Genomic DNA, 11,487 nt, shown 5'->3' with positions numbered 1-11,487 from the left:
TTGGTGAAGAGTTTTGATATCCAAGGCTATAATTTCACTGGCTACGGGACGGATGTCTTTGGAACGGGGACATCGGCCAACGAGCTGAAATTGCTGGCCAACTCCGGAGTGAATTCGGTCGCGATCGTGCCGAACTACTACATGGACACGATCAATTCGAGCAGCGTATTCGCCGACGAGATCACACCGACCGATGCAGATGTGATCGCCGGGATAAAGGCTGCACAGGCAGCCGGCCTGGACGTTCTGCTGAAGCCTCATGTCGACCCGCTCGACGGCATCTGGCGTGCCTATCTCGATCCGGCGGATCCCGCGGCATGGTTTGCCAGCTACAAGGCAATGCTGGTCAATTACGCACAGATCGCCCAGCAGACGGGCCTCAAGACCATGTCGATCGGCACCGAACTGGCATCGATGACCGGCGCGAACTATCGCGCGGAGTGGCTCGATATCATCGACGCCGTCCGCGGCGTCTTCGACGGCGAGCTGACATATTCCGCTGAGTGGGGCGAGGCGAAAACCCTGTCGTTCTGGGACGAGCTCGATGTCATCGGCATCGACGGCTACTTCCCACTCTCGGTCGACGACAAGACCCCCACGGTCGCCGAGCTCAAGTTTTCCTGGATGCACCCTTCGGCAAACGACTACATCCAGGACCTGCTCGGTGGCCTCTCGCCCGTAGAGTATCTTCGCGACCTCGCCGAGCAATATGGCAAGAAGGTCATGTTCACCGAAATCGGTTATCGACCGATTGAGGGCGCCGCGACATCGCCGGGCGATTGGGAAATGAACGGGGCGTTCAACGAAAAGGCGCAGACCAATCTCTACAAGGCGCTGTTCGACGTTTTCGGCAGCCAGGGTGGCGATTGGTTCTCTGGCTTCTACATCTGGGATCGTCGAGCTGAGAACCAGGAGGGCCGCAAGGATTACCATACCGAGGGCCGGGCCGCGCAGAAGATCATCGATCGCTGGTATGGCATGGACGATGACGACAGCGCCGCGCCCAATACGGGAACGACGCTCTATGGCAGCGTGCGCGACGACGCGCTCGTGGGAGGCATTGGCGGCACCAGGATTCTTGGCGGCGACGGAAACGACACGCTGACCGGTGGCGACGGCAAGGACACACTGGTGGGTGGCAGAAGCGAGGGCGCCGCGGGTGGCACGTCGATCATAAGCCTCGCCGCCTATAGCGACTTGCTCGACGGCGAGGGTGCGCGCTTTGAGGTCCTGGTCAACGGTGACGTGGTCGGCAAGGGCGAGGCAGGTGCGGGCGGCAAGGAGAATTGGGATTTCGACCGCTTCAGCTTTTCCTTCGACACGCCGGCCCAGTTCCAGAGCGTGAAGATCGTGTTCACCAACGATGATAGCAGCGGCAACAAGGATCGGAACCTCTATGTCACCGAGATTGCGGTGAATGGCGAGACGATTGACCTTGCCGAGGCCGACAATGATCAGGAACCCAATACCGGGGCCCTCTATGCGAACGGCAGCTTCACGCTCGATCTCACACCATACGATGCCCAGCTGACGCCATCCGAAGCCGACAACGATACACTCGCGGGAGGGCTCGGAGCCGACCGGCTTTCGGGTGGTGTGGGCAAGGACATTTTCCTCTTTGTCAGCGTCGACGAAGTCATCGGCGACGTAATCACCGACTTCGTCTCGGGAGACGATATCGTCAATCTCGATGCGATCGACGCCGACGAAGATGCGGTCGGCGGCCAGGACTTTACCTGGCGCGGCGATCAAGGATTGAGTGGTGCGGCTGGCGATCTCGCCTTTCGCTTCAAGCGCGACATGACGCTCGTCTCCGGCGATACCGATGGCGACGGCGTTGCCGACTTCACGTTGAGGCTTACAGGCAAGCTGACGCTACAGGCGACGGATTTCGACCTGTAACGTCTTCTCCTGCCTTCAGGCAATCATGCCCATTTCCTTGGCGACATGATAGGTGTCCAAGAACTGGTCGTATTCCACGATCCGGCCATCTTTGAAGGTCAGTTTGTCGACAAGCTCGGTGTCGAACTTGATGCCCGTCGTCTTGTGGAGAACCGTGCCTTTGCGCTGGATCACCGCGGTATTCTGTTGTTCGTCGATGTAGATGTTTAGGTTCTGCAGGCCAGACAGATCCCAGTCGCCAACCAGGCTATCGACGGCCTTGCGCAGGGTCTCCTCGTCGCCGCGATTGACTTGGGTGAATGGCGCCAGGCTGTCGGTTCCAACGATCCGGTGACAGCAGTCCGGATGAATCGTCGCCAGCACCTTGGCCGGGTCTTCGGTGTTTCGCATCGCGTAGTGATTTTCGACTGCGGCGAGAATGGCCTGTCTGTCCGTCATGCACGTACCCTCCCCATGGTTGAGGCAATGTGCACCCGCTTCGCGATATGCGCAACGAAAAGATGCATGCGACATTGGTATGCAAGTCGGATGACAAGCGCCCGAAGGCCCTCATTCGCCCGAAATTCACCGTTCGTGGCCTCCCATCGGGAACGCTTGATTAGAAAAGCGTAATCATCCACTGGCGCGTCGGCGCAGTTCAAGGCATCCTGTCATCGAGGAAAATCGTGCTTTTGGCAGTTGGAGGAACGCCCGATGCGCTGCTTTACCGTAGTTGGACCCTCGCAGACGGGAAAAACCACCGTCGTCGACAAGCTCGGGTCGCTGGAAGGCATACCGAAAAAATCCAGTTCGCCCCATGGACTCAACTTCACGGAATTCACCTTCCTGAACGAGCCCTGGTGTGCGCTGGATGCGCCGGGAGCGATAGAGTCGCTGCCGCATGCGCAGCATGCGCTGTTGGCGAGCGATGCCTGCATTCTCTGTGTTTCGCCGGTACCGGAGGAGGCGGTGCTCGCCGCCCCCTACCTGCGGATGATCGAGGCTTCGGGGACGCCTTGCATCCTGTTCGTCAACCGCATGGACGAGCCGAGAGGGCGGCTGCGGGACGTGATCGCAGCACTCCAAGATTATGCGAGCCACACGCTGCTCTTGCGACAGATCCCGATCCGCGAGGGCGACAAGGTCGTCGGCAGTTGCGACCTGATATCGGAACGAGCCTGGCGCTACCGCGAGGGCCAGACCTCGGCGCTGATCGCGATCCCTGAAACCGTCGTCGAGCGAGAGCACGAAGCGCGTGCGGAACTGCTCGAACACCTGTCCGAATTCGACGATTGGCTTCTGGAGGAACTGGTCGAAGACCGCGAGCCGCCGAGCGATGCGCTCTATGCCATCTCTGCCCGGGTTCTTCGGGAAAACAAGATCATACCGGTCATGATCGGCGCGGCCAGCCATAATAACGGCATGATGCGCCTGATGAAGGCGCTGCGCCACGAAGCGCCGCCGGTTGAAAGCCTGCGGAAGCGTCTCGCCGAAGCGAGTGCCGTGGCGGCAGGAAAGCTCGCTGCGGTGAGCTTTCACGCCTATTATCGCCAGAGCGTCGGCAAGACGGTGTTCGTCCGGGCGCTCGGCGACGGTCTGAAGCAAGGCGCTCCTCTGGCCGGCTCCAACCTCGGCATGCTGCAGGACATCGCGAATGGCCGATCCGGCACACCGCTGGCGCCAGCGGCAGGCGATGTGTTTGCGGCGGTCAAATCCGATCACCTGCAGGTGCCAGCACTGTTGACCGCTGATCGTGCGGTCGACCCGCCGGAATGGACGGAGCCGCCGACGCCGATGATCGAGAGGATCCTCGTGCCGGCGAGCGAGCGCGACGAAACCAAGCTCTCCGAAACGCTGGCTAAGCTCTCCGATACGGATCGCGGTCTGAAAGTACTGCAGGAGGAGGGGACCGGCGCCCAGCTGGTCTGCGCCCAGGGGCCCGTGCATCTGCGCGCGGTGTGCAAGACGCTCGCCGATGTCTTCCATATCACTGTGACCGACCGCACGCCCAACCCGATCTATCGCGAGACGATCTCCAAACCGGCTGACGTTCACTATCGCCACCGGAAGCAGACCGGCGGCGCCGGCCAGTTCGCGGATGTGAAGCTGAGCATTCGCCCCAACGAGCGCGGCCAGGGTTTCACCTTCGGCGAGACCGTCAAGGGCGGCACCGTTCCGCGCAACTACTTCCCGGCGGTGGAAGCGGGGGCGCGTGAAGCGATGGAGAAGGGACCGCTCGGCTTCCAGGTCCTGGATGTCGGTGTCACCCTCTCCGACGGGCAGCATCACGCCGTCGACAGTTCGGAACATGCCTTCCGCACCGCGTCGAAGATGGGCGTGCGACAGGCGCTGTCCGATGGCGCAGCTGTGCTGATGCAGCCGGTGTTCCGCAGCGAAATCCATATCCCGTCGATCTATTCGGGCAATCTCGTCCAGATCGTCTCCGCCCTCAAGGGCCAGGTGCTTGGCTTCGACCGGGATGACGGCGCCAAGGGGTGGGACATCTTCCGCGCGCTTGTGCCCGGCGGCGCGCTCGACGAACTGGCGCGGGCGCTGCGCTCGGCAACGCAGGGCATCGGCTATTTTTCCAAGACCTTCGATCATTTCGAGGAGCTCTACGGCAAGGAAGCAGATGCCATCGTCAAGGCCCATGGCCAGCAGCGTGCGGATGTGGCCTAGATGTGAACCTTTCCACTCGGCATGATAGCCCCGGCAAGATCACTGCCGGGGGCTTTGGCTTTCAAGCATCGCTACTCTATCGTCATTCGCCGAGTTCCCTGGCCGCGGCGTCGATGACGTCGGCGACCTTCTCCGGCTGCGAGGCGAAGACGGCGTGGCTGGCCTCGATCTCAGTCACCTGGCTTCCCGCACGCTTGGCCATGTCGCGTTCGAGCTCCGGATTGATCGAGCGGTCGCGGGTAGCAACCACTGACCAGCTCTTCTTTACCCGCCAGGCCGGATCACTCGCCTTGGCCGTGAAAGCCTTCTTGGCGGCGAAGACCTGTGAGCGGGCGAGGAAGGCGGCCTCGTCCTTCGGCAGGTCGGCGGCGAAGTCGTTGGGGAAGGCTGCCGGGTCGATGTAGAGATATTCACCGTCCTTGGTCTCGCGGATATTCATGCCGCCGGCCGGCTTGGAACTCGCCAGACCGAGCAGGCTCTCGCCCTTGTCGGGCTGGAAGGCCGCGACATAGACAAGGCCCGCGACATCGGGCCGATTTCCAGCTTCGCTTATCACCATGCCACCATAGCTATGACCGACCAGCAAGATTGGCCCAGTCTGCAGGTCGAGCACGCGATTGGTCGCGGCGACATCGTCGGACAGCGAGGTAATCGGCTGCTGGACGATGGTGACGTTGTAGCCGCGATCCTGGAGGATCTCGGTCGCCTTGCGCCAGCCGGAGCCGTCGGCCAAGGCGCCGTGGACGATGACGATGTTGCGAACTTCGGCGGCCTGGGCGGCGAAGGCGATAGCGCTGGTGAAGACGGCAATGGCGAAAGTGGATATGCGGTTCATGTTAGTCTCTCCTTGGTTGCGTTGTAGATTTGGGAAATGGGCGTCTAGCCGAAGGTGAAGGCGTAGGCTTCAGCGCCTGGATCCAGGAAACGGATCTCGAAATTGCGGGCTTCAACCTCGCCCGCCTGGCGGACGAGCTGATAGAGGCGGGTCTTGGTAATCGTGCCGTTTCCGTCAGCGGCGGTGTCCGCGCCATGGTGCTTGCCGGGTGCCTTGCCGTCGACGGTCACCTTGAAGCGAACGGGCTTGCCGTCGGCGCGGGGCGCGAGCACGAGGTGCAGGTCGCGGGCACTGAAGCGGTAGGCGATGCCGCCGCCGGCCCGATCGAGGACCGCCTTTTCCGCTGCGATGGTCCAGCGGCCGGAAAGGCCCCATTCGTTGAGACCGGGCTCGGTCACCGAATAGTCGCGGGAGGTATCCGACAGGATGCCTTCGGGCGAGACGAAGCCGGCAGCGCGCTGGTAGCCGAGATAGGTCTCGCCCGAGCCGAGATTGACGAGATCGGGGGCCATCTCGGCGCCCTTGGTATCGGGCCGAACGGTCGCCTCTGTGGCCATCTTGCTGCCGGCCTCGCGCAGCAGGTCCTGAATCGCTTGCTCGGTCTGGGCATGATTGCCCTCGCCGAAATGGTGGTAGCGGAGCTGGCCCTTGGCATCGATCAGATAGTGCGCAGGCCAGTAGCTGTTCTCGAAGGCGCGCCAGATGCGGAAGTCGTTGTCGATGGCGACGGGATAGCGGATGCCGAAATCGGCCACTGCCTTGCGGACATTGTCGATCTGCTTTTCGAAGGCGAATTCCGGGGCATGCACGCCGATGACCAGCAGGCCCTGGTCTTTGTACTTCTCGGCCCAGGCGCGGACATAGGGGACGGTGCGAATGCAGTTGATGCAGGAATAGGTCCAGAAATCGACGAGCACGACCTTGCCGCGGAGATCGCTGGCCGTGCGTGGCTTCGAATTCAGCCACTCGACGGCGCCATCGAACCCGGGAGCGACGCCTTCGATCGGGAGGTCGCTGACGAAGGGCCGCTTGCCCGTCGCGTCGGTCATCGTGGTCGTATTGCTCGCAACCAGCGAGGATTCGCGGGCATGGAAGCGGTCGAGTACTGCCTGCTCGAAGACCGACGTGCTTGCATAGGAGAGCCGCGCCAGCAGGCCGGTATCCGCACCGAGCGCGATCGCGGTCACGCCGGCCAGCACGGCCACGCCGAGGCCCTGTCGCAGGCGTTCGCTAAGATGAAGCGATTGCTTCATGCGGGAAAACACCCTGCCACCGGCAAAGAGGGCGATGGCGAGCGAGGTCGCGGCACCCATGGCATAAGCGAGCAGGAGGAAGGTCGTTAGGAGATTGGCGCCTTGAAGTGCGGCGCCTGTGAGCACAAGGCCAAGGATCGGGCCGGCGCAGGGTGCCCAGAGCAGGCCGGTCGCGACACCCAGGACAGCCGAACCGGCCACTGTCGGCGCTGCAGGATTGCCGGCCGCAGATGTCAGCCGGTTGCCGAGATCGACCACCGGTCGGGTGAGAGAGCTGGCGATGCGCGGTGAGAGTAGGCTGAGGCCGAAGATCGCAAGCAGGGCCAGCGCGGCGAGGCGGCCATATTCATTGGCATGCACTGCCCAGCTTCCGCCGACCGCGGCCAGCGACGCGATAGCAGCGAAGGTAACAGCCATGCCGGCCAGCATAGGCAGCGTGCTCTTGATGAAGGGCTGGCCGGCGCGGGCGAATACGAAGGGCAGAATGGGGAGGATGCAGGGGCTGAGGATCGTCAGCGCGCCTCCAAGATAGGCTATGATCAGGAATGTCATCGTCGTTTCCTTTTGCCGTTGGGCAGAGTTGCTCCGGCGAGGACCGGCGCAGGCAACGAGATGCATTTGGCTGGGGTGACGTATCCCGGATGTGTCCTGAGACGGGTCGAAATGTATCGGAATGTAGCAGCCGATCCTCGACGATACAGAACGACACAAATCGGGTGAGAGCGGACATAGAGGGGATACATGCGGCCGGCTTTCTCTCAGTCGTGATCAAATCGATGGAGAGACCGATGACCGCCGAAATCAATCTCGAACGCCGACGCCTGTTCGGCATGGCCGCCCTGGGTGCCGCCGCCGTGGAATTCGGCATTGTCGGCAGCGCGCGTGCTGCGACCAGCAACGTCACCACCACGGCCTCATCCGTGGCGAGCCATACCAACTTCGAAATGTTCCGCAGCGTGAAGGCAGGCGACCTGGAAATCGGCTACGCCGAGGCCGGTCCGCCGGATGGTCCGGTCGTGCTGCTGCTGCACGGCTGGCCCTATGACATCCACAGCTATGTCGATGTCGCGCCCATCCTCGCGGCCGAAGGTTATCGGGTGGTCGTCCCGCATTTGCGCGGTTATGGAACCACGCGCTTCCTGTCGTCTGCTACTCCGCGCAACGGCCAGCAGTCGGCACTTGCAGTGGACATGATCGCGCTCATGGACGCGCTCGGCATCAATTCGGCGATCATCGCCGGCTATGATTGGGGTGCCCGCACCGCCGATATCATAGCCGCACTTTGGCCCGAACGCTGCCGCGCTCTCGTCTCGGCCAGCGGCTACCTCATCGGCAGTCAGGCCATCAACGCCACACCGCTGCCGCCCAAGGCGGAACACGCCTGGTGGTACCAGTTCTATTTCGCCACCGAGCGGGGCCGCCTGGGTTATGAGGCCAACACCCGTGAATTCGCCCGGCTGATCTGGCAGACGGCGTCGCCGGCCTGGACGTTCGACGACGCAACGTTCGAGCGCTCGGCCAGGTCGCTCGACAATCCCGACCATGTGGCGATCACCATCCATAACTATCGCTGGCGTCTGGGCCTGGTTGAGGGCGAGGAGCGCTTTGATGCCTATGAGGAAAAGCTCGCCATGGGGCCAAAGATTTCGGTGCCCACGATCACCATGGAAGGCGATGCCAATGGCGCTCCTCATCCGGACCCGGCAACCTACGCAGCCAAGTTCACCGGCAGGTATCAGCACCGCACGATATCAGGCGGCATCGGCCATAATCCGCCGCAGGAAGCGCCAGGTGAATTTGCCCAGGCGGTGCTTGACGTGGTCCGCTTCTGACAGGCCGCTTGCCTCTTAGCGAGAAGCGCGGGAAGGTCTAAGGAGAGTAAGCGCCGCCTGGCCCGCCGATCATCAGAAACAGCCCGGAATGCCACATGGAACATGTCGACCACGTCCTGATCGTCGATGACGACCGCGAGATTCGCGAGCTGGTCTCGAGCTATCTGACCAAGAACGGGCTCCGTACCGCGGTCGCGGCCGACGGCCGCCAGATGCGCAAGTTCCTCGAGGCCAATACGGTCGATCTCATCGTGCTCGACGTGATGATGCCGGGTGACGATGGCCTCGTGCTTACCCGCGAGCTCAGGGCCGGCAAGCACAAGGCGACGCCGATCCTGATGCTGACGGCGCGCAGCGACGAAATGGACCGGATCATCGGCCTCGAAATGGGGGCCGACGATTATCTGCCGAAGCCGTTTGCAGCGCGTGAACTGCTTGCCCGCATCAAGGCGGTACTTCGGCGGACACGAATGCTACCGCCGAATCTGCAGATTTCGGAAGCCGGCCAGTTGCTGACCTTCGGCGACTGGCAGCTCGACACTGTCGGGCGTCACCTGATCGACAAGGAAGGCACCGAGATCGCGCTCAGCGGTGCGGAGTACCGCATGCTGCGCGTCTTCATCGACCATCCGCAGCGCGTGCTCAACCGCGACCAGCTGTTGAACCTGACGCAGGGCCGCGACTCCGAGATCTTCGACCGTTCGATCGACCTCATGGTCAGCCGGCTGCGCCAGCGGCTCGGCGACGATGCGCGCGAACCGACCTATATCAAGACGGTGCGCAGCGAAGGCTATGTCTTCGCGGTGCCGGTCGAAATCTCAGAGCAGCGGCAATGACGGCTTCCCGCTTGTGGCCACGGTCACTCAGATCCCGGCTTTTCGTCATCCTGTTCGCCGGCCTCGTCGTCGCCTATGGGCTCTCGTTCAGCATCCTGTTTCTCGAGCGCTACATGTCGGCAAAGGCAGTCATGCTCGGCACGCTGGAGACGGATGTCGCGACCTCGATTGCCATCCTTGATCGCCTGCCGGCGAATGAACGGCCAGATTGGCTGGATCGCCTGAGCCGTGGCAGTTATCGTTTCGTGCTTGGTCCGGGGACCCCGGGCGTACCAGATCTCTCGCCACGCGTGGCCGAGATTGCGAGCCGCATCGAGGAAGCGGCCGGGCATCGCTTCGCGCTACGGGTCGAGTCGATCCCCGGCGATGGACAGCGGCTCCAGGCACATTTGACACTCAGCGATGGCTCGCCGTTGACCCTCGATGTGACGCCCCGCGGCGTGATGCCGATCGCCGAATGGCTGCCCTATGTGCTGACGGTCCAGATGGCGCTCATCATCCTTTGCGTATGGTTTGCAGTGCGGCTTGCGACACGCCCGCTCGCCCAACTCGCCTCTGCCGCCGATGCGCTCGACCCGAACCGGAAGGGCGCGCCGATGAGCGAGGAGGGGCCGAGCGAAGTGGCACATGCCGCCCGTGCCTTCAACGCCATGCGCGAGCGGATCGCGCATTATCTCGAGGAGCGGGTGCAGATCCTGGCCGCAATCTCGCATGACCTGCAAACGCCGATCACCCGCATGAAGCTTCGCGCCGAGATGGCCGATGAGTCGACCGAGAAGGACAAACTGGTCCGCGATCTCGGCGAGATCGAGCGGCTGGTGCAGGACGGCATCGCCTATGCCCGCAGTGCGCATGGCAATGTCGAGAAGGTGTCGCGCATCGACATCGCCTCCTTTGTCGAGAGCATGGTCTATGATTATCAGGACACGGGGAAAGCGGTGGCTGTCATCGACAAGGCGGAGGGTACCGTACAGACCAAGCCGCATGCGCTTCGCCGCATCCTCTCGAACTTCATCGACAATGCGCTGAAATTCGCGGGCAGCGCAGAGATCAGCGTCGTGCGGCGGAATGGAGACACCTTTGCCATTACCGTGATGGACCGCGGCCCGGGCATTCCTGAAGACCAGCTTGAGGCTGCGATGCAGCCATTCTATCGCCTGGAACAGTCGCGCAACCGGGAAACTGGCGGCACCGGCCTTGGGCTCGCGATCGCCCAGCAACTGGCCTCCGCTATCGGCGGCTCGATCCGCCTCTATAACCGGGAAGGTGGTGGCCTGGCCGCCGAGGTCATCATCCCCTGATCAGCGCCGGCCCCGAAATTTCGGGGCCTCTTTGTGTCCGATCATATCGACACCATCAGGCGCTACATCCCGATACAATTCAGCCACTTTCCGAAACATCGCGGATACGTCGGCTCGTCAAACCACTCCTCGTCAAACACGTCGCGCGAAACGCGACCCAACAAGGAGTGATCCCATGACCAAGATCGACAAGGTTCTCTATACCGGCAAGACCCACACGACAGGCGGTCGCGACGGCGTCTCGAAAAGCAGCGACGGCGAACTCGACGTCAAGCTTTCGCCTCCCGGCAGCGCGAAGGCCGGCACCAACCCGGAGCAGCTCTTCGCCGCCGGCTGGTCGGCCTGTTTCCTTGGCGCCATCGGCATCGCCGCTGCCGGTCGCAAGATCAAGCTGCCTGAAGACACCGCCGTCAACGCCGAGGTCGACCTCGGAACGGCCGAAGGTGGATATTTCCTGCAGGCACGCCTGAATGTCAGCCTACCCGGCATCGAACGCGATGTCGCGCAGTCGCTGCTCGAGGAAGCACACCAGACCTGCCCCTATTCCAAGGCAACCCGTGGCAACATCAATGTCGAACTGACGGTCGCCTGAGAAGCGGCCCGGCCGGCAAAACCAGGAGACCGTCGTGCATCGCATCGTAGCTGTCGTCCTGTCCCTGATCGTCCTCGCGACACCCTGTGTCTACGATCTTGCGTCCAGCGAGCCTTCGCCACTGTGGGTGATGCTCTCGGCATTGGGCCAGTTTGCCTGGCCCTGAAATGGCTGGAAATGGCAGCGGCGGCGACCCGGGTTGCCGCCGAAATCTCTGTTCCTGACATGTCTTGAAGAGCGGCAGGGGACGCCTACTTCAGTGAAACTCTGCTGTGCGT

The 11,487-nt window shown here is 62.4% G+C and carries 10 protein-coding genes; 7 read left to right on the top strand and 3 right to left on the bottom strand.

What is annotated here, in order from left to right:
- Nucleotides 1-3: 3 nt before the first annotated feature.
- Nucleotides 4-1,902 carry a glycoside hydrolase family 113 gene (locus tag AC2YI2_RS24420; RefSeq protein ID WP_487389238.1) on the top strand — a complete coding sequence of 633 codons (1,899 nt, stop codon included), beginning with the start codon at nt 4-6 and terminating at the stop codon, nt 1,900-1,902.
- A 15-nt stretch (nt 1,903-1,917) separates the two neighbouring features.
- Here AC2YI2_RS24420 and AC2YI2_RS24415 read toward each other — a convergent pair whose 3' ends face one another.
- Entirely contained in the window at nt 1,918-2,340 is a 423-nt protein-coding gene (locus AC2YI2_RS24415; RefSeq protein ID WP_487389117.1) for a nuclear transport factor 2 family protein, read from the bottom strand.
- 255 nt (nt 2,341-2,595) lie between these two features.
- Between AC2YI2_RS24415 and AC2YI2_RS24410 the strand changes: the two genes are divergently transcribed.
- Nucleotides 2,596-4,560 carry an elongation factor G gene (locus tag AC2YI2_RS24410; protein ID WP_487389116.1) on the top strand — a complete coding sequence of 655 codons (1,965 nt, stop codon included), beginning with the start codon at nt 2,596-2,598 and terminating at the stop codon, nt 4,558-4,560.
- 82 nt (nt 4,561-4,642) lie between these two features.
- Here AC2YI2_RS24410 and AC2YI2_RS24405 read toward each other — a convergent pair whose 3' ends face one another.
- Nucleotides 4,643-5,395, bottom strand: a complete 753-nt coding sequence (locus AC2YI2_RS24405; protein WP_487389115.1) for an alpha/beta fold hydrolase — start codon at nt 5,393-5,395, stop codon at nt 4,643-4,645.
- Between the two features lie 44 nt (nt 5,396-5,439).
- Nucleotides 5,440-7,200: a cytochrome c biogenesis protein DipZ gene (locus tag AC2YI2_RS24400; protein WP_487389114.1), complete on the bottom strand. Its 1,761-nt coding sequence runs from the start codon at nt 7,198-7,200 to the stop codon at nt 5,440-5,442.
- A 236-nt stretch (nt 7,201-7,436) separates the two neighbouring features.
- Between AC2YI2_RS24400 and AC2YI2_RS24395 the strand changes: the two genes are divergently transcribed.
- From AC2YI2_RS24395 to AC2YI2_RS24375, 5 genes are all read left to right on the top strand, one after another.
- Nucleotides 7,437-8,480 carry an alpha/beta fold hydrolase gene (locus tag AC2YI2_RS24395; RefSeq protein WP_487389113.1) on the top strand — a complete coding sequence of 348 codons (1,044 nt, stop codon included), beginning with the start codon at nt 7,437-7,439 and terminating at the stop codon, nt 8,478-8,480.
- A 95-nt stretch (nt 8,481-8,575) separates the two neighbouring features.
- A complete protein-coding gene (locus tag AC2YI2_RS24390; RefSeq protein ID WP_487389112.1) occupies nt 8,576-9,316 on the top strand; it encodes a response regulator in 741 nt (246 codons plus the stop codon).
- Nucleotides 9,313-10,617 carry a sensor histidine kinase gene (locus tag AC2YI2_RS24385; RefSeq protein ID WP_487389111.1) on the top strand — a complete coding sequence of 435 codons (1,305 nt, stop codon included), beginning with the start codon at nt 9,313-9,315 and terminating at the stop codon, nt 10,615-10,617. The genes AC2YI2_RS24390 and AC2YI2_RS24385 overlap by 4 nt, the downstream gene beginning before the upstream one ends.
- 175 nt (nt 10,618-10,792) lie before the next feature.
- Complete coding sequence (locus tag AC2YI2_RS24380) at nt 10,793-11,209, top strand: organic hydroperoxide resistance protein (protein ID WP_487389110.1); 417 nt, start codon at nt 10,793-10,795, stop codon at nt 11,207-11,209.
- A gap of 34 nt (nt 11,210-11,243) precedes the next feature.
- Nucleotides 11,244-11,375 (top strand): hypothetical protein, encoded by a 132-nt coding sequence (locus AC2YI2_RS24375; RefSeq protein ID WP_487389109.1) that lies wholly within the window; start codon nt 11,244-11,246, stop codon nt 11,373-11,375.
- The last annotated feature ends 112 nt before the right edge of the window (nt 11,376-11,487 follow it).

The organism is Rhizobium sp. SRI_017 (assembly GCF_057586295.1).
The sequence above is the reverse complement of the archived record's forward strand: the minus strand, read 5'-3'. Positions and strand labels throughout refer to the sequence as shown.

What these genes read in the sequence shown, in the direction of transcription:
- AC2YI2_RS24415 (WP_487389117.1), bottom strand. Translation starts at nt 2,340, where the DNA reads ATGACGGACAGACAGGCCATTCTCGCCGCAGTCGAAAATCACTACGCG.
- AC2YI2_RS24410 (WP_487389116.1), top strand. Translation starts at nt 2,596, where the DNA reads ATGCGCTGCTTTACCGTAGTTGGACCCTCGCAGACGGGAAAAACCACC.
- AC2YI2_RS24405 (WP_487389115.1), bottom strand. Translation starts at nt 5,395, where the DNA reads ATGAACCGCATATCCACTTTCGCCATTGCCGTCTTCACCAGCGCTATC.
- AC2YI2_RS24400 (WP_487389114.1), bottom strand. Translation starts at nt 7,200, where the DNA reads ATGACATTCCTGATCATAGCCTATCTTGGAGGCGCGCTGACGATCCTC.
- AC2YI2_RS24395 (WP_487389113.1), top strand. Translation starts at nt 7,437, where the DNA reads ATGACCGCCGAAATCAATCTCGAACGCCGACGCCTGTTCGGCATGGCC.
- AC2YI2_RS24390 (WP_487389112.1), top strand. Translation starts at nt 8,576, where the DNA reads ATGGAACATGTCGACCACGTCCTGATCGTCGATGACGACCGCGAGATT.
- AC2YI2_RS24385 (WP_487389111.1), top strand. Translation starts at nt 9,313, where the DNA reads ATGACGGCTTCCCGCTTGTGGCCACGGTCACTCAGATCCCGGCTTTTC.
- AC2YI2_RS24380 (WP_487389110.1), top strand. Translation starts at nt 10,793, where the DNA reads ATGACCAAGATCGACAAGGTTCTCTATACCGGCAAGACCCACACGACA.